The organism is Aeromonas lacus (assembly GCF_000764665.1).
GTDB lineage: Bacteria > Pseudomonadota > Gammaproteobacteria > Enterobacterales > Aeromonadaceae > Aeromonas > Aeromonas lacus.
Genome location: NZ_JRGM01000180.1, coordinates 1 through 17459 on the forward strand (window position 1 = coordinate 1; position 17459 = coordinate 17459).

Annotated in this window: 15 protein-coding genes; 7 read left to right on the forward strand and 8 right to left on the reverse strand. The window is 62.0% G+C overall.

Annotated elements, in window-relative coordinates:
• The first annotated feature begins 210 nt into the window (after positions 1-210).
• On the forward strand, positions 211-2274 hold the full coding sequence (gene glgX, locus LG31_RS0119700) for a glycogen debranching protein GlgX (protein ID WP_033116105.1): 2064 nt from the start codon (positions 211-213) through the stop codon (positions 2272-2274).
• 75 nt (positions 2275-2349) lie between these two features.
• On the opposite strand, the gene LG31_RS0119705 is transcribed toward glgX, so the two are convergent.
• From LG31_RS0119705 to LG31_RS0119715, 4 genes are all read right to left on the reverse strand, one after another.
• Positions 2350-3069, reverse strand: a complete 720-nt coding sequence (locus tag LG31_RS0119705) for a hypothetical protein (RefSeq protein WP_033116106.1) — start codon at positions 3067-3069, stop codon at positions 2350-2352.
• Positions 3070-3177: 108 nt separating this feature from the next.
• Positions 3178-4815, reverse strand: a complete 1638-nt coding sequence (locus LG31_RS0119710; RefSeq protein ID WP_033116107.1) for an ATP-dependent endonuclease — start codon at positions 4813-4815, stop codon at positions 3178-3180.
• 77 nt (positions 4816-4892) lie between these two features.
• On the reverse strand, positions 4893-5015 hold the full coding sequence (locus LG31_RS21780; protein WP_255933577.1) for a hypothetical protein: 123 nt from the start codon (positions 5013-5015) through the stop codon (positions 4893-4895).
• A gap of 72 nt (positions 5016-5087) precedes the next feature.
• A complete protein-coding gene (locus LG31_RS0119715) occupies positions 5088-5966 on the reverse strand; it encodes a helix-turn-helix domain-containing protein (RefSeq protein ID WP_033116108.1) in 879 nt (292 codons plus the stop codon).
• Between the two features lie 175 nt (positions 5967-6141).
• Here LG31_RS0119715 and LG31_RS0119720 point away from each other — a divergent pair, with 175 nt between their 5' ends.
• On the forward strand, positions 6142-7059 hold the full coding sequence (locus LG31_RS0119720) for a DMT family transporter (protein WP_033116109.1): 918 nt from the start codon (positions 6142-6144) through the stop codon (positions 7057-7059).
• 55 nt (positions 7060-7114) lie between these two features.
• Positions 7115-7981: a LysR family transcriptional regulator gene (locus LG31_RS0119725; protein WP_033116110.1), complete on the forward strand. Its 867-nt coding sequence runs from the start codon at positions 7115-7117 to the stop codon at positions 7979-7981.
• 76 nt (positions 7982-8057) lie between these two features.
• Here LG31_RS0119725 and LG31_RS0119730 read toward each other — a convergent pair whose 3' ends face one another.
• From LG31_RS0119730 to LG31_RS0119745, 4 genes are all read right to left on the reverse strand, one after another.
• A complete protein-coding gene (locus tag LG31_RS0119730) occupies positions 8058-8834 on the reverse strand; it encodes a TSUP family transporter (RefSeq protein WP_033116111.1) in 777 nt (258 codons plus the stop codon).
• Positions 8835-9024: 190 nt separating this feature from the next.
• Positions 9025-9792, reverse strand: coding sequence for a tRNA-uridine aminocarboxypropyltransferase (locus LG31_RS0119735; RefSeq protein ID WP_033116112.1), 768 nt, complete (start codon positions 9790-9792; stop codon positions 9025-9027).
• 139 nt (positions 9793-9931) lie between these two features.
• Positions 9932-11143 carry an ROK family transcriptional regulator gene (locus LG31_RS0119740; protein WP_033116113.1) on the reverse strand — a complete coding sequence of 404 codons (1212 nt, stop codon included), beginning with the start codon at positions 11141-11143 and terminating at the stop codon, positions 9932-9934.
• Between the two features lie 130 nt (positions 11144-11273).
• Positions 11274-12941 carry a methyl-accepting chemotaxis protein gene (locus LG31_RS0119745; protein WP_033116114.1) on the reverse strand — a complete coding sequence of 556 codons (1668 nt, stop codon included), beginning with the start codon at positions 12939-12941 and terminating at the stop codon, positions 11274-11276.
• A gap of 124 nt (positions 12942-13065) precedes the next feature.
• Between LG31_RS0119745 and LG31_RS0119750 the strand changes: the two genes are divergently transcribed.
• The 4 genes from LG31_RS0119750 (at position 13066) to glpB (ending at position 17453) form a co-directional block, all read left to right on the forward strand.
• Positions 13066-13524, forward strand: coding sequence for a YchJ family protein (locus LG31_RS0119750; protein ID WP_084059667.1), 459 nt, complete (start codon positions 13066-13068; stop codon positions 13522-13524).
• A 51-nt stretch (positions 13525-13575) separates the two neighbouring features.
• The gene (locus tag LG31_RS0119755; RefSeq protein WP_033116116.1) at positions 13576-14361 is read left to right on the forward strand and encodes a PilZ domain-containing protein; all 786 of its coding nucleotides are present in this window, start codon (positions 13576-13578) and stop codon (positions 14359-14361) included.
• Positions 14362-14512: 151 nt separating this feature from the next.
• Positions 14513-16198 (forward strand): anaerobic glycerol-3-phosphate dehydrogenase subunit A, encoded by a 1686-nt coding sequence (gene glpA / locus LG31_RS0119760; RefSeq protein WP_033116117.1) that lies wholly within the window; start codon positions 14513-14515, stop codon positions 16196-16198.
• Positions 16188-17453: a glycerol-3-phosphate dehydrogenase subunit GlpB gene (gene glpB, locus LG31_RS0119765; RefSeq protein ID WP_033116118.1), complete on the forward strand. Its 1266-nt coding sequence runs from the start codon at positions 16188-16190 to the stop codon at positions 17451-17453. Before glpA ends, glpB begins: the two co-directional genes overlap by 11 nt.
• Positions 17454-17459 lie beyond the last annotated feature (6 nt).

Here is a 17459-nt window from a genome sequence, read left to right on the forward strand (position 1 = left end):
TGCTCCACCCCGCGTCCGAGGTGGCCAATAATAGGCGCCGGCGCACAGATTGCAAGTAAATATATCAAAAAAAGTTTATTCGTAGATTTATACGACAAAGAGTGCGGTCTTTATCAGCATCATGCTGTTTTTTCAGGCAAACGGATCTAGGGAAGGCATCCGGCACTACACTCAATAAGCTGAACACTCCTCATTTTGGGTAGGTATGATATGCGCATCTCCGCCGGACATTGCCGTCAGTTGGGGGCTACACCCGACAGTCACGGCGTCAACTTCGCGATCTGGGCACGCCTGGCCAGCCGGGTAGAACTCCTGCTCTTCTCCAGTGCAGAAGACTGCACCCCGGAAGTGATCCCGCTCTCGCCCCGTTTCAACCGTACCGCCTATTACTGGCATATCCATATTGAAGGTCTGCCCATCGGGCAGCGTTATGCCTATCGCATTCAGGGCCCATGGCGCCCCTATTGCGGTACCCGCTTCGATGGGGAAAAGGTGCTGCTCGATCCCTATGGCCGCAGCATAGAACTCGGACCCAACTACGATCGCTGGGCTGCGGCACTCCCGGGCAGCAACATTGCCTGCTGTGCCAAGAACCGGGTGGTTGATACCCGCCACTATAACTGGGAGGGTGACAAACTGCCGGCCCACTCCCTCTCCCGTTCAGTGATCTATGAGCTCCATTTGGGGGGCTTTACCAACTCGCCAAGCTCCGGGGTTGCACCTGAACTGCGTGGCACCTACCTGGGTCTCATCGAGAAGATCCCCTATCTGCAATCTCTCGGTGTCACCGCCGTCGAGTTGCTACCGGTGTTCCAGTTTGATCCGCAGGATTCGCCCAAAGGGCTCTCCAACTACTGGGGTTACAGCCCCATGTCCTTTTTTGCTCCCCACGCCCAGTACGCCTGCGGGGACGATCCGCTGACCGAGTTTCGCGACATGGTCAAGGCACTGCACAAAGCCAATATCGAGGTGATCCTCGATGTGGTCTACAACCACACGGCAGAAGGGGGTAACGATGGCCCTACCTTCTCGTTTCGCGGCATCGACAACGAGGCCTACTACATCCTCGACAACAACCAGCAGGACACCAACTACTCGGGCTGCGGCAACACCTTCAACGGCGCCCACCCGGTAGTGCTGCGGATGATCATGGACAGCCTGCACTTCTGGCGGCAGGAGATGCACGTCGACGGCTTCCGGTTTGATCTGGCCGCCATTTTGTCGCGGGATGAATCGGGCCAGCCTCAGGCCAACGCCCCCACCCTGCGCACCATAGATACAGATCCCAACATCGCCGACATCAAGCTCATCGCCGAAGCCTGGGATGCGGGGGGACTCTATCAGGTAGGATCACTCGCCGGCGCGCGCTGGCGTGAATGGAACGGTCAGTTCCGCGACGATGTGCGCCGTTTTCTGAGAGGGGACGATAACAGCGTGACTGCCTTTGTCGAGCGACTCTGCGGCAGCCCCGATATCTACCACTATCACCATGCCGACCCCGAGAAGAGCATCAACTTCGTCACCTGCCACGACGGCTTTACCCTGTGGGACTGGGCCAGCTACAACCACAAGCACAACGAAGCCAACGGCGAGCAGAACCGCGATGGCTGCGATCACAACTTCAGCTGGAACCACGGCCACGAAGGGGTAACGGAAGATCCCCAGATCAACGCCCTGCGCATGCGTCAGGCCAAGAACATGATGGTAGCCACCCTGCTCTCGGTGGGCTCCCCCATGCTGCTGATGGGCGATGAACTGCTGCGCACCCAGCATGGCAACAACAATGGCTACTGTCAGGATAACCCGACCTGCTGGATGGATTGGCAACCCAACGCCCGCAGTCAGGAGATGTTCCGCTTCATGAAGGAGCTGATCCAGTATCGCAAGCACCTGTTCCAGCGCCCCGAGCAGGAGAGCATGCCGCTGTCGCTCACCGAAATCCTGCGCCACAGCGAGATCTGCTGGCACGGCGTCAACGCCATGCAGCCTGACTTCAGCCCCCATTCCCACGCCATCGCCATGTCAGCCCTCTCGAGCGAAACCCGGCTGGCACTCTACGTGCTGTTCAACGCCTACTGGGAGCCCCTCACCTTCAACCTGCCTAGCCCCCCCAAGGGTGTCGGTGGCTACTGGCGACGGATCCTCGATACCGCCCTCCCCTCGCCGCAGGATATCTGCACCTTCGGCATGCCTCTGGAGGGACTGACCCGCGAATATCTGGCCCAGCCGCGCAGCAGTTGCCTCTTTATCTGCGGGGCCGACGACTTCTACTGATGCCCCCTCCCGCAAACAAAAAGCCCCCGGCTCATATCCGGGGGCTTTCTCTTTTTCAGGGCTTGCTTGCCTGCGTCACACCAGCTGATGGAGCACGCTGGTGGCGGCGATCTGGGCGATGAGCAGACCACACAACGAAGTTGAAACCACAACCGGCGCAGTGTCACGCTGCAGATAGAGCGGGCTGAACCAGAGCAGCAGGGAGGCCACCAGCAATACAGCCTGAGTCACCACCGCCGGGATCAGGGCATCGAGATTGGCCTCACCCCCTTGCCAGCCCACCAGCACGCCCAGCCAGATCAGGCTGGCCATGGCACCAACCAGACCGGCCAGTGGCAGCAGGGTATTGAATGCCTGCAAGCGGTGACGTGCCCGCAGCAGCATCAGGTGGGCAAAGGCCGCACCCAGCATTGCCATCTGCAGCAGACCACTCACCCAGCCCTGCAGTTGCAGTAGGCCCACACCATAAACTGCCAGCGGCAACGCCGGTAGCCAGAGCAGGGAAGATGGGATGAAACGTTTCCCCTCCAGCCGTGACTGGGCGAGCGAAAGACCCACGCCCAGCACCAGCGCCGCGCCGCCGCTCCAGATCAGCCAGCTGGCCGCCTTGGCCTCTACCGCCAGCATCAGCGAGAGGGCGGTAATGACCCAGATGGAGAAGAGTTGCTGGCTGATACGCGAGCGCTGGCCCGGGCAGAGATCACCGCGCCAGAGCACGATGCCAAGGACAACAAGCGCTCCCAGCGCCATCAGGCCGGTCAGGGGAAAAAGCCAGAAAGGGAGTTGGACGAACATGGCGCCTCCAGCAAAGGGTGTCGAAATGCGCCGTGGTGGCGCCAGAGAGGGGCCGAGTATACCCAAACCCGGCGCCATCCCCAACGCCTGACATCACAAGTGGCGGCCTTAACGCTGACCGCGGGCCAGCGCCACTACCCGGGCAAACATCTGGCGGATCACCGGCGGTATGTGTTCGGCGCCGAGCCGCTCCGCCTCTTCGACCACCGCCAGCGCCATGCCCGGCTTGCTGCGATGATGGATCGCCTTGTTGATGATATGGCTGGCACTCCACATGGCGCGGCCACCGACACCGGCTTCGCGCCGGAACACCCCCTCAAAGCCGTTGTTGTAGAGGTAGTGCTCGATGTCGACCGCAGGCAGCTGGGTCAGCCGATCCCGCTCCCTGTCGCCTTTTAGCTGACCGCGAGCCGAAGCGGCATACTTGACCCCCGCCTCGTCGCCATCGGCCAGCAGGTGCCACTCGATGCCAAAGTCGCGTGCCACCTTGATCAGCGGCGACTGGCCACACTGGGCAAACTCGATGATCCGCACCCCCTCGGCCCGCAGGCTGTAGCCACAGATCTGGGCCAGCTCCGAGAGCAGCCAGATCTCGGTCTCCCCCTCCACCAGCAGCCAGCAACGGGCAAACAGCGACATGGGACGGTTGATCCGCACATGGAAGGCAATCTTGCGCAGATCGTCGCTGCTGTAGCGCTCGCCACCCAGCTGGTGGCAGAGGATATCCTGCTGGCGCCGCACCAGCCGGCGCACCTGATTGAGCGGCAAGGAGGAGAGCAAGTCCCCCGAGTTGGTGGTGAGCAGCTTCTGGCCCGGCAACTGCTCCAGCAGCCCCCACGCCAGCGCCAGCATGGTCGGATGAAGCCGGCTTTCGGGATCTTCGAGGATCATGATGGGACGAGCCCCCTCCTCCAGCTCACGGTTGCCACGCGCCTGCAGCAGGGTCGCCGCCATCCCCGCCATCGCCAGCTGCAGGGCGCGATTATCCGCCTGACGCAACAGGGTGTGCAGGTTGCCCGGATTGCGCAATGTCATGGGGCGATTGATGATGTCACGCTGGCTGCGCGGCTTGTTCTTGATGGGTGCCAGCGCGTTGAAGTAGTGATCCATCAGCTGGCGCACCGCCTGCAACGCCTCCTTGAGCTCGGGCTCGCCAATGCGCTGGGGCTCGTCGATGAGCTTGTCGGCCAACTCGTTCAGGCGATGCTCGGAGAGATCGCCCCACTGCAGCGTCTCCACCCCGTTGCGGGCGGTGCGGGCATCGCGCAGGCGAAAGACCGGGTTCATGGTGATGAGCATGCAGACCAGCTCGTGAGCATTGGCGATAGGCAGGCTCTTGCCCACCCCGTCGAGAAAGTCGTGCAGGGTCGCGACCGTGCCATCCTCCAGCAGCTCGGCACTGGCGCGGTAGTGAATACGGTTGAACTTGTCCTTGTGCAGTACCCAGGCAGGGCAAAGCCGCGCCAGACGGCGGGAGTGCTGGCACATCTGGGGCCTGTGTTCACAGAAGGTGAGCACCAGTTGCAAATGGCGCGCCGGGGCGAGCTCGGGATCTTCCGGCCGGTGGAAATCCTCGACGCCAAACTGATAGGGCTCGGCATTTTGCCCCAGCAGACACCAGAGGGCGCGCAGCAGGCTCGATTTCCCCCAGGTGTTTTCACCGATCAGCACTGTGGTATGGTCAAGCCCGAGCGACAACCGATTGATGCCGCGAAATCCTTTAACTTCAATACGTTCCAGATACATCCAGCCATGTCCACGTCACTCTGATGGAGCAATAGTGGCAAAGTTGCCGGAAAAATCCTATCTGGCAGCGCCCTTTTTCAGCGGGAACTGTGAGGAATGGCAGGTTCGGGCGGGGTTGGCTCTGTCAGGCGCCCCTGCGGGGCATTCCAGTGGTTGAACCAGAGGTGGCGGGTACGGATCTGGCGCTTGCGATGATTCAATGGCGGCTCCTGTTTGTGGCACTGCGAAATGACGGGGTGAGCGAACTCACCGGAACGCATTGAGTCTCGCGGTTAACTGTGACAGGAGGATGACAGCCGGGCACGCCACTGCCCCGGCGTCAGGCCAAACGCCTCGCGAAAGCGGTTGCCAAAGTGAGCTTGGGAGGAGAAACCGCACTGGCTGGCGATCGTCGCCAGCGGCTCACTCCCCGCCAGCAGCTGCTTGGCCCGCTTGAGGCGCAGCTCCAGCAGGTAGCGGTGGGGCGGGCAGCCCAGGCTCTGACTGAACATGCGGGCGAAGTGATACTCGCTCAGACCCGCCTGCTGCGCCAGCTGGGCCAGCGTCACCGGTTCGGCCAGATGAGCATGGAGGTACTCCTGCACCCGCCGGATCGCCACTGGAGCCAGCCCGCCACGTACCGTCGGCAGTGCAGGCGCCGCCTCGGTATGGTGGCGATAGGCGTGGAGGATCAGCATCCAGGCGCCGTGAGAGAGCGCCAGTCGGTCGATGCCGTGCTGCCACTCAAGCTGCATCAGCTGACTCTGCACCAACAATGCCGCCTTCGGATCGTCGATAAAGGTCTTGTCCAGCAGTTGCAGGTGGCGCCCCTCGCGGTCGCACACCTCCTCGGCGATGCGGGTCAGGTGGGCCGGGGTGAAGTAGAGGTGGAAGAAGCGAAACTCCTCGCGCACCAGCCATTCGGATCTGTGGTGATCCGGCATGATGCACACCTTGCCGGTGCCACCACAACCGCCCGGCCCGTCGAGCCGCTCGGTCTGCTCGCCCCCCTGCAGATAGACGCTCAGGGTGTGGTGGCCCGGCTTGTGGTAGCGGGTCTGATCGTAGCAGTTGCGCCAGCTGGCGACGCCAAGCCCCGGCTCCAGCCAGCAGGAGTCCTCCAGCCGGGCGCCGGTGCTGACCAGTGCGTCGAATACCCCTGCCGTTTTCATCTGACCCTGCTTCTCCCTGACGATCCCGGCAAGCCCATCCTGCCGTCCGCTCATCTTACCGACTGACGCCCCGGATGACAGCGGCCCACAAACAAAAACCGCAAGATGGTGCAAGCCAGCAAGCCCCTGCCCACCCCATGCTGGAATACAAACCTCCTGACTTTTGGAACAACCGATGAACCTTCTGCTCTATCTCGCCACCGTCCTTATCTGGGGTAGCACCTGGATCGCCATCGCCTGGCAGCTTGGCCCCATTCCCATCGAAGTGTCGGTGCTCTATCGCTTCCTGCTGGCGGCGGTGGCGCTGTTTGTCCTGCTCACCGCCAGCGGCCGCTTTCCGCGCCTGCCGTGGCATGGCCAGCGCTATGCGGCGCTGCTCGGCGCCCTGCTCTTTTCCACCAACTTTCTCTGTTTCTACCACGCCACCCGCTATATCCCGAGCGGCATGTCGGCGGTGATCTTCGCCAGTGCCAGCATCTTCAATGGCCTCAACATCTGGCTGTTCGAGGGCAAACGACCGGGCCTGCGTTGGCTGCAAGGGTCGCTACTGGGGCTCTTTGGCACCCTGCTGCTGTTCTGGCCGGTACTGGCAGATGCGCAACTGGGTGCAAACGGCTGGAAGGGATTGCTGTTCGCCTGTGGCGGCACCCTCTGTTTTTCGCTGGGCAATCTGGTCTCGGCCCGCGGCCAGCGCCACGGCTACCATGTGTTGCAGATGGTGCCCTGGGGCATGGTTTACGGCGTCGTGCTGTTGCTGGGCTGGGTCACATTGCTCGGTCAGCAGCTGGTGGTGCCGACCGACAGCCACTATCTGGCGGCCATGGTCTACCTCGCCCTGTTTGGCTCGGTTATCGCCTTTACCGCCTACCTGACCCTGGTGGGGCGCATCGGGGCCAGCAAGGCCTCCTACGCGACCGTGCTCTTTCCGCTGGTAGCGCTCACCCTTTCGACCTTCTATGAGGGATTTGTCTGGCAGCCGGTGTCGGTGGTCGGGGTGGTGATCAGCCTCATCGGCAATCTGGTGATCTTCACACCGCCCTTGAAGAGCTGGCGCATTGGCCCGTTCAAGGCGGTAAACGACACTTGCTCCTGAAGCGACCAGCCCCTAAGGTAACGCAGATCCAATCTGCAGATGGCAAGGGGGCGAGATGTTACTGGAAGGGCTGGAGACGCTGAGCCTGCTGGCAAGTGAAGGAACCATGGCCAAGGTGGCCAGCCGCCTCTATATCAGCCAGTCGGCGGTGAGCAAGCGCATTGCCCAGCTGGAGCAGCGCCTTGGCAAGAAGCTAATCGAGCCGGAGGGGCGCCAGATCCGCCTCACCCCGCAGGCGCTGGAGCTGCTGGAGCGGGTAGCGCCGAGCCTGGCCGAGATGAAGGGGGTGCTGGCCGACAGCCAGGATCTGGCCGATCACAGTCCCCTCCCCATCGCCTGCTCCGAGACCCTGCTGGCCGGTTATCTCGCCCACTTCATGCGCGGCTACCTTGGCCGCGACCCGCATCTCGCCCTCTCCACCCACCACACCCCGGTCATTCTGGCGCGGGTGCGCAGCGGCGATGCCCTGCTCGGCATCTGCGCCGGTCGCCTCCCGCCCGGCCATGGCCTTGGCGCCGAGCTGCTGCTGGAGGAGCCCTTCTATCTGGTGGGAGAGGCGCAGCAGAGCCTGCCCCCTGCCGCTCAGGGCGGTGGGCGCAAGATCCTCACCATGGATCTGGAGAACCCTGCCAATCGCTATCTGCGCGAGCCCCTCGCCGCCCTCGGCCTGGAGCCCGCCATGGAGCTCGACTCCTATCTGGCGCTGATCGAGCTGGCCAAGGCCGGTATCGGCCCGGTGCTGCTGCCTGCCGGTCTGCTGGCGCTGGTGGGGGAGCAGGGAGAAACGGCCCGCCTGCTGCCGACACTCGCCCGCCCGCTGCATCTGGTCTATCGGCCAAACAGTCTCAAGCGCGAGCGAATTGCCAAACTGGTCAATGCCTTGCGCAAACACTTCAGCCATTACAGCGACACACCGCGCTAGCGCTGCAAAGCCGCAGATATGACAACGGGGCCCGAGGGCCCCGTTAACAATTGCGATGCGGCAAGCAAAGCACACATCAGATCCAGGCAAACAGCTCGGGATACTGACTCCACACCAGCTTGGCGGACATCAGCAGGGAGACGGTCACCAGCAGCGGCTTGATCAGCTTCACCCCTTTTTGCAGCACCATCTTGGAGCCAAAACGGGCGCCCACGAATTGTCCCAGCGCCATGCAGAAACCGACGCTCCACACCACCTTGCCACCGAGAGCAAAGAACAGCAGGGAGGCGATGTTGGAGGTGAAGTTGAGTAGCTTGGTATGGGCGGTGGCCCGCGCCATGCCAAAACCAGCAAGCGCCACAAAACCGATGGCAAAGAATGAACCGGTCCCCGGCCCGAAGAAGCCGTCATAGAAGCCGACCCCGCCCCCCACCAGCAGCGCAAACAGCATGGGGGTCAGGCGGCGGGAACTCTCGGCATCGCTCACCCGCGGCGAGAAGAAGAAGTAGCAGGCAAAGGCCATCAGCAGGAAGGGGAGCAAACGCTCCAGCACGGCGGCGTCGATTGTCTGTACCGCCAGGGTGCCCACCGCCGCACCGATAAAGGTGCAGATCACCGCAGGCCAGATCATGGCCCACTCCAGCAATCCTCTGCGGGCATAGAACCAGGTGGCGGAGAAGGAGCCGAAACTGCTCTGCAGCTTGTTGGTGCCGAGCACCAGTGCGGGGGGCATGCCGGTGGCCAGCAGGGCCGGTACCGTCAATAGGCCGCCGCCACCGGCGATGGCATCGATAAAGCCGGCGATGAGCGCCACGCCAAACAGGGCAAACAGGGTAACCAGTTCCAATTCCATCCATAGACCTCACGGGATTGGGTTGCCCGACACAAGGGCAACCGGGGGGAGAATAAACACGCCGGGCAGAGGGGCTGCACTGACTGCCGGTTATCCTAACGGGCCAAAGTCCATGAATCTAACGAAACAGTGGCAGCCAATTGATTCCTGATTTTCACTAATTTGGGCTCTCGCGCCCCCGCCCCTCGGCTCAGGCGGCGCTTTGTGGCGCCGGTGACTCCGCTTCCGATCCCTTGATGGCGCTCAGGGCCGCCAGCAGCGGCGCCTCGTCATCACCGGGGAAACGGCTGACCCGACCAGCCATGTAGCGGCGGCTGAACAGATTGAACCAGTGCTGTAGCGCCTGCCCGGCCTTGAGCTCCCCGGCCACTTCCAGCACACAGGCCGCCACCTCGGCGGTGCAGAGGTGCTCCTCGCTGTTGGCGACCCGCATGCCGTAGGTGGAGAGCGCATCGGGCTTGATCGCCAGCACCGGAAAACCGTCGAGATAGGGGCTCTTGTTGAACATCTTGCGCGCCTCGGGCCAGGTGCCGTCGAGCAGGATAAAGAGCGGCTTCTTGCCGGGCGCCAGCACAACCTCGCCGGTCAAACGGGCCGGCTCCTTTTCACAGGCAGGAAAGACCACATAGGGTTGCCACGTGGGATCGGCCAGCAAGGCCAGCAACTCGGGATGGGGCTCGGTGCGCGACCAGAGAAAGGCCCAGGTGCTATCCGGCAACACATCGGCGATGAGACGGCCGGTGTTGGAGGGTTTCATAGGCTCGCTGTCGTACATCAGCAGGCAAAAGCCCGCCTCCGCTTTGAGCTCGGGGCGCCACTCGCAGGCACACCAATCCTCGCGCAGCTGGCAGGCTGGACAACGAGCCAACGTGCCGCCACGGGCGAGAAACGGTCGGGTAGAGATACTCTTGCGCCAGGCCCGCAGGCGGTTGACGGCGTGATCAGGAACAGGCTTCATCTTGCGTCACAAACAGAGGGAGATCATCAACGACGGTGCCAGCGGCCCGCCACAAAGGGGCTGAATTGTACCCAGTTGCGCGGCGATGGAACAGCATTCACTGCCCCTTTCGCCAATTCACACGTCCCGCAAAAAGGGCTCAGGACTCCTGACAGGTGCGCAGCAGCTCCAGCAACAGGCTGCCGTCGCGCAGCGCCTTGTGCACCTGCACCGAGGTGGGCTTGGTGGGATCTTCGTAGAAGTGGGTGGATTCGATCTGCAGCCGCACCAGATACTCGGCCGGCAACTGGCTCGCCAGCGACTGATGCAACATGGGGAACAGCAGCCGATCGGCACGGGTGATTTCACCCCCCAGCAGCAGCTTGCCCGGATTGAGCAGACAGATGAGGTTGGAGAGCACCCGCGACAGGCGCCCCGCCGCCTGATGGAGAATGTCCTGACAGAGGCTGTTGCCCGCCAGCGCCAGCTCGCACAGCTCGCGAATGGTGACACTCTCCGGCAGATCGTGCTCCTGCATCCGCTCGCGCAGATCCCGGTATTGCGCCTCCAGCGCCTGATTAGTCACTAGCGTGCAGGCGCAGCCAAAGCCGCCACAGTAGCAGCGCTGGCCATAGGGTTCGAGCTGCAAATGGCTGAGATCGCCGAGCAGCGCATTCTCGCTCTCGATAAGCTGGCCATTGACCACCATGCCGACCCCGATGTCGTTGTGAACGAACACCAGCACCGCATCAGCGCAATTCTTGGCGGCTCCCCACTCGCGCTCGGCCTGGATCCAGGTGCGCACGTCGCCGCTCACCAGCACCGGCACCGCAAAGGCCTCCTGCAGGGTTGGCCCCAGCGGCCAGTTGCGCAGATCGTAGAAGGGGAAGTGTTTGACCATGCCGGAGTGCCGCTCTACCTGTCCCGGCAAACAAAGGGCGATGCAGGCAAGGTTGAGGGCCTTTTTCGGCAAGAAGCTGCGAATGGCGTGAACCAGGCTATCCAGCAGTTCGCCGCGCTCTGCCTCGGTAAAAATATGGCGATGGCGCGCCAGCGAACGACCGGTGAAGTCGAACAGCGCCATGTCTACATAACCACGCCCCAGACGCATGGAGAGAAACTGGAAGCGGCGCTCGTTGATGCGCAGCAAGGTCTGGCGACGGCCACGCCCCACCGAGCTTTCACCACAGGTGACCACCAGCCCGCTGTCGAGCAGCTCGCGGGTGATCTTGGTAATGCTGGCGGGAGAGAGACCAGTCAAGCGGGAGAGATCGGTGCGCGACAACTCCTTGTGCTCTTCCAGGCTGGCATAAACCAGGCCGTAGTTGAGCTGGCGGATCAAGTCGATACTACCTTTCACGATCTCATTCATAGGCTATGGGGCAAACGCAGACACAGAGGGCGGCAATTTTCACACATTATTGGTCAATCCCCAAATAAAGTGCGGCCTGAACCGGGGTTCAGACCGCATCTTGTGGCACTCGTCACCTGACAAGGCAGGGTCAATAGCGGAACTGGGAGACCAGTTTGCGCAATTTGTCACCGGTATTGGCCAGATCGCGGGTGGTGCTGTTGGACTCGACCGCCGCGCTGGTCAGCTCGCTGACAATCTGCTGGATGGCCACCAGATTCTTGTTGATCTCCTCGGAGACCGCGTGCTGCTCCTCGGCGGCCGTAGCGATCTGGATGTTCATGTCGTTGATGGTGCTGACCGCCATCACCATGCTGTCGAGGGAGCTGGCGATATGGCTCGCCTCCTGCACTGTCTCCTGACTGCGCTCCTCGCTCGCCTGCATTACATCCACTGCCTGCTTCACCCCGCCCTGCAGACGCTGGAGCATCTCGTTGATCTCCTTGGTGCTCTGCTGGGTACGGCCGGCAAGGGATCGCACCTCGTCTGCCACCACCGCAAAGCCGCGGCCCTGCTCACCGGCACGGGCCGCTTCGATGGCCGCGTTCAGCGCCAGCAGGTTGGTCTGCTCGGCGATGCCGCGAATGACCTCCACCACAGAACCGATCTTGCCGGTCTCCTGCGCCAGCTGCTCGATAACACCGGAAGCGGTATGTACCTCGCCCACCAGCCGGTTGATGCTGTTGATGGCGGTGCTCACCACGCCGCGCGCCGCGTCGGATTCGCGGGCCGCATCGCTGGTAGCACTGGCGGCATTGGAGGCGCTGGCCGCCACTTCCTGCGCGGTCGAGCTCATCTCGGTCACTGCGGTGACCACCTGATCGGTCTCCCGGCTATGACCGTGCATCTGCTGGTCGTAGTGCTCGCTCAGGTGATGCAGCTTGTCGACGGCGCTGAAGAGGTGGTTGCTGGTCTCCCCGACCTGACTCACCACCGACTGGATCCGCTCGACGAAGCGGTTGAAGGCGCTGGCCAGCTGACCAATCTCATCCTTGCTCTGCACCTTGAGGCGCTGGGTCAGATCCCCCTCGCCGTTGGCGATATCGTTCAATGCCAGCACCGCATCTGCCAGCGGTTTGCTGACCCGGTTGCCGACGATAACGGTTGCCACCAGAGTGACGCCCAAAATCACCAGGATCACCAGCACCCCGACCTGCAGCGAGCTGTTCATCTTGCTCTCCCGCTCGGCACGCAGGGTGGCCAGTTCGTTGTCGATGTCATCGATATAAAAGCCGGTCCCTATGATCCACTGGTATTTGTCCAGCACCAGGGTAAAGGCCAGCTTGGGCGCATCACGGCCGATGGAGGGCTTGGCCGTCCAGTATTCGGTAAAGCCATCTCCCTGACGGGCCGATTTGAGGATCTCCTGAATAAGGAACTTGCCCTTGGCATCCTTGTCATTCCAGCGATTTTTGCCCTCCAGTTCGGTGCGAACCGGCAGCAATATGGTGTTGCCCTCAAAGTCATAGACAAAGAAGTAACCGTCGCTGCTGTAGCGCAGCGGTCTGAGCAACTCTTTGACCTTTTGCCGATTCTCCGGTGAATCAGGCAAGGAGTAGACAGCGTTGATGGCCGTCTGGGCCATCATGATGTAACTGCTGAGCAGCGCCTTGCGATCCTTGATCGCCTTCTCCCGCGCCACCACCAGATCAGACTCCAGATCGCTTCTGGAGAGCATGTAGTTGCTGAGATTGACCGCCAGTGCCATCAGCAGCACGGGGAGCGCTCCGAGTAACAGGATTTTCTGCTTTAACGTCATTTTTCACATCCTTGCAGCTGTTTTTATTGGAATTCCTTGCCCAATCATCAGTATAGGTGCTGGCAGTTCGCGGCTCGCTTTCGTTACAATTCCCTTAAAATAAATCGGCCAATTAGCGAAAAACATGACTCTTTGCCCTTGCGGTTCCAACCTTTCTCTCGAACTGTGCTGCGGATCACTCCACGGCGGAGCTCCAGTTCTCACCCCAGAACAGCTGATGCGCTCGCGCTATAGCGCCTTCGTGCTGGGTCTGGGGGATTATCTGGTGCATAGCTGGCACCCCGACTATCTGGGAGAGCTGACCGCAGAACTGCTCTCCCAGACCGATACCCAATGGGATGGCCTCGAGATCATCGCCAGCCAAGGCGGCCCCGACGACATACTCGGCATGGTGGAGTTCAAAGCCTGGTTCGTGGAAGGCGAGACCCGCCAATGCCTGCATGAACGTTCCCGCTTCGTACGTCATGAGGGGCGCTGGGTCTACACCGACGGCGAGATAGATCCCGTCACGCTCCGGATAGGGCGCAATGATCCCTGTTCCTGTGGCAGCGGCAAGAAGTTCAAGAAGTGTTGCGGCAATTGAGGCTGACTACTTAAATGAATCTGTAACGCGGGAGCATCGGGATCATGATCCATGACACAACAGACTCAGCAGTCACCCTTCAAATCGATCAAGGATCGCATCAAGGCCAATAAGGAGAAAGGAGTATCCATCCAGGGACCCGATGTCATGGATTATCTCTATCCCGCCAGCAAGGTGGGGATCGAGGTAATCACTCCGACCGGTCAGCTGCGCTCCCTGCCTGCCGTGCTGATCGGCGCCGACAAGGCGCGCATCATCTATTTCAGCCTGCCCGCCACCACCCCGGCGGATGCCGCCCTCTACTGTCAGCCGGGTTACCGGCTCACTGCGGCCATCATCTGCGAGCGGGGCGTGGGAGCCATGCTCTGCTTCGAGGGCTTTATCGAGCAGTTCAACAAGCAGCCCCAGCTCTTCACCATGCGCCAGCCAGAGAGCATGACCCTGTTCAAGATCCGCAAGGAGATCCGCTACCCCATCAGCTGTGAGGGGGTCGCACTCTTTGCCCAGCATCCGCTCAACATTCATCTGGTGGATTTTTCGCTGGCAGGTTGCGCCTTCAGCACCCACCATCAGGCGCCGACCATCCCCCTCAACCACTCGCTTGAGCTGCGTCTCGATGCCGCCACCAACAGCGGGATGCCCTACCAGCTGACCGGCACAGTGCGCAACCAGCGCCAAATCAACAACTACCCCGTCTACGGCATGCAGTTCGACGCAGCCGGCTTGCAACAAAGCGAAACCTTTTTGAAGCACCTCGAATTCAATGGCCACCAGATGGTCGTTCGCACTCAAACTGGCGCCGTTGCAAACATCGCCATGGGCCACTCAGCCCCCTGAAAGGGGCTATTGTCAGGCCGATCCCGATCACACTTCTGAGCATTAACGGTCAAAAATGTTCGATCACGCTCATTTATTTGGTCTAAATCAAACATTTTACTCACGGTTAACGTCAAACTTCTCATCAATGTGAGTAGCGAGACCGGCACCAATGCAAAGAATAACTACACAAGTCGTCATCATAGGCGGCGGGGCCACCGGGGCAGGCATCATGCGCGATTGCGCACTGCGCGGCATTAACTGCGTTCTGCTCGAACGGGACGACATCGCCGCCGGCACCACGGGGCGCAACCATGGCCTGCTCCACTCGGGAGCACGCTACGCGGTGACGGATCAAGAGTCCGCCCGCGAGTGCATTCAGGAAAACCGCATCCTCAAGCGGATTGCCAGCCATTGTGTCGAGGACACCGGCGGCCTCTTCCTCACCCTGCCAGAAGATGACATCAATTTCCAAACCACCTTTATGGATGCCTGCGCCCGTGCCGGAATTGAAACCCGTCAGCTCGATCCCCGCGAAGCCCTGCGCATGGAGCCCAACGCCAACCCGGCGATGATTGGCGCCATCCACGTGCCGGATGGCACGGTCGATCCATTCCGCCTCGCCGCCGCCAACGTGCTGGACGCCAAAGAGCACGGCGCGCGCATCTTTACCCACTGCAAGGTGCTGGGACTCTTGCGCACTCAGGATCGGGTACACGGGGTCAAGGCGATCAACACCCGCACCGGCGAAGCATTCGAGGTAGAGTGTCAGGAGGTGATCAACGCCGCCGGCATCTGGGGCCAGCAAATTTGCGAATACGCCGATCTCGGCATCCGCATGTTCCCGGCCAAGGGATCCCTGCTCATCATGGATTACCGTATCAACCAGCTGGTGCTCAACCGCGCTCGCAAACCGGCGGATGCGGACATTCTGGTACCCGGCGATACCATCTCCCTTATCGGCACCACCTCCAGCCGCATCGATTACAACAAGATTGACCAGCTCACCGTCGAACCCGAAGAGGTGGAGGTGCTGCTGCGCGAGGGGATCAAGCTTGCCCCCATCATGGCGCGCACCCGCCTGCTGCGCGCCTATGCCGGGGTTCGCCCGCTGGTGGCGGTGGATGGCGACGAGAGCGGCCGCAACATCAGCCGCGGCATTGTGCTGCTGGATCACGCCGAGCGCGATGGCCTCAAGGGCTTCAACACCATCACCGGCGGCAAGCTGATGACCTACCGCCTGATGGCCGAATGGGCCACCGATCTGCTGGCCAAAAAGCTCGGAAACAGCAAGCCCTGCCGCACTGCCGAGCTCAATCTGCCCGGCTCGCGAGATCCGGAGAAAGTCTCCGCCCCGGGGCTCTCGGTACCTGCCGAAGGGTCGGCCCAGTACCGCCACGGTGAGCGGGTCATCGCATTCTTCCGCGACAATCCCAAGGCCAACGCCCTCATCTGCGAGTGCGAGATGGTCACCGCGGGCGAAATCGAATATGCCCTGCGCGAGTTGGATGTCGACAACCTCATCGATCTGCGCCGCCGCACCCGTCTTGGCATGGGCCCCTGCCAGGGCGAGCTCTGTGCCTACCGCGCAGCCGGCCTGATGCAGGAGTACGGCAAGGCCGACGGCCGTCAGGCCTGCGTCATGCTGCGCCAGTTCCTCGAGGAGCGCTACAAGGGCACCCGCCCGGTACTGTGGGGTGATGCCCTGCGCGAGGCCGAGTTTACCTACTGGATCTACGAGGGGCTGTTTGGCCTTGGCGAGTGGACCACACCACAGCTGGTCGCCGATGCGCCACGCGCCCCCGGGCAGCACAATGCCACTCACGCCACTGAGAAGGAGAGCCGTCATGAAGTTTGACAATATCGTTATCGGCGGCGGCATGGCGGGCCTCTCGGCCGCCCTGCGTCTGGTGGAAGCGGGCCAGAAGACCCTGCTGATGGCCTCCGGCCAGAGTGCCCTGCACTTCTCCTCCGGCTCGGTCGACCTGCTGGAGAGCGAGGGCGACCCCCGCGCCGCCCTGCCCGCCTTTATGGCGGCCCATCCGGATCACCCCTACAGCAAAGTAGGAATGCAAAATATCGAGGCGAGTCTGGCCGATCTGCAGCGCCACTGCGCCGAGCAGGGGCTGCCGCTGGTGCGCCACGAGACCAATCACCAGCGCCTGACCCCCATCGGCACCCTCAAGCGCACCTGGCTCTCCCCCGATACCTGCGCCTGTGTGACCGACGCCCCCATTCCACAGAGCCTGCTGCTGGCGACACTGGAAGGCTTTCGCGACTTTCATCCGGCACTGGCGGCGGCCAATCTGGCGACCCATCCCCGCTTCGCCCACTGCCGCATTCTGACCGGCGAAATCCGCCTGCCCCAGCTGGCCGAATTCAGCCGCAATCCCCATGAGTTTCGCTCCGCCGACATCGCGCGCCTGTGTGACAAGCACCATCTGGTGGCCGATCTGGCCAGCGAGATCAGTCGAATGGTGCAGGAGAGCGGCGTGCCCGACTGCCGCCATATCGTGCTACCCGCCTGCCTGTCGCTGGGGCTGGTTGGCCCGCGTCTGGCGGAGCTGGAGCAATGTACCGGCTGCACCATCAAGGAGGTGGCGACCATGCCGCCATCGCTGATCGGGATGCGGATGCAGGAGGCGCTCAAGCGCCGCTTCATGGCCCTTGGCGGCACCTTCCTCACCAGCGAGCGGGTGCTGGGCGCCCGTTACGAGGGGGATCGGGTGGTCGGCGTACACACCCAGAATGGCGATGATCAGCTGTTTGAAGCGGACAACTTCGTGCTCGCCTCCGGCAGCTTCTTTAGCCGCGGGCTGGAGTCCCGTCTGCGCGGCATTCGCGAACCCATCTTCGATGCCGATGTGCTGAGTCTTGAGGAGCGCGACGCCTGGGCCGGTCGCCGCCTGTTCGATCACCACCCTTTCATGGGTTTCGGGGTCAAGACCGACGACCAGCTCAGAGTGCTGCGCGATGGCAAGCCGCTCGCCAACCTCTATGGCGCCGGCAGCGTGCTGGCTAACTATGACCCCATCAAGGAGGGGTCAGGGTCAGGTGTCGCGGTTGCCACCGGCTGGCAGGCCGCCGGCCATATTCTGGGCGCCGCCCAATGATTACTT

Coding starts and splice junctions, on each gene's coding strand:
- glgX (WP_033116105.1), top strand. CDS start 211: ATGCGCATCTCCGCCGGACATTGCCGTCAGTTGGGGGCTACACCCGAC.
- LG31_RS0119705 (WP_033116106.1), bottom strand. CDS start 3,069: ATGTTCGTCCAACTCCCTTTCTGGCTTTTTCCCCTGACCGGCCTGATG.
- LG31_RS0119710 (WP_033116107.1), bottom strand. CDS start 4,815: ATGTATCTGGAACGTATTGAAGTTAAAGGATTTCGCGGCATCAATCGG.
- LG31_RS0119715 (WP_033116108.1), bottom strand. CDS start 5,966: ATGAAAACGGCAGGGGTATTCGACGCACTGGTCAGCACCGGCGCCCGG.
- LG31_RS0119720 (WP_033116109.1), top strand. CDS start 6,142: ATGAACCTTCTGCTCTATCTCGCCACCGTCCTTATCTGGGGTAGCACC.
- LG31_RS0119725 (WP_033116110.1), top strand. CDS start 7,115: ATGTTACTGGAAGGGCTGGAGACGCTGAGCCTGCTGGCAAGTGAAGGA.
- LG31_RS0119730 (WP_033116111.1), bottom strand. CDS start 8,834: ATGGAATTGGAACTGGTTACCCTGTTTGCCCTGTTTGGCGTGGCGCTC.
- LG31_RS0119735 (WP_033116112.1), bottom strand. CDS start 9,792: ATGAAGCCTGTTCCTGATCACGCCGTCAACCGCCTGCGGGCCTGGCGC.
- LG31_RS0119740 (WP_033116113.1), bottom strand. CDS start 11,143: ATGAATGAGATCGTGAAAGGTAGTATCGACTTGATCCGCCAGCTCAAC.
- LG31_RS0119745 (WP_033116114.1), bottom strand. CDS start 12,941: ATGACGTTAAAGCAGAAAATCCTGTTACTCGGAGCGCTCCCCGTGCTG.
- LG31_RS0119750 (WP_084059667.1), top strand. CDS start 13,066: ATGACTCTTTGCCCTTGCGGTTCCAACCTTTCTCTCGAACTGTGCTGC.
- LG31_RS0119755 (WP_033116116.1), top strand. CDS start 13,576: ATGACACAACAGACTCAGCAGTCACCCTTCAAATCGATCAAGGATCGC.
- glpA (WP_033116117.1), top strand. CDS start 14,513: ATGCAAAGAATAACTACACAAGTCGTCATCATAGGCGGCGGGGCCACC.
- glpB (WP_033116118.1), top strand. CDS start 16,188: ATGAAGTTTGACAATATCGTTATCGGCGGCGGCATGGCGGGCCTCTCG.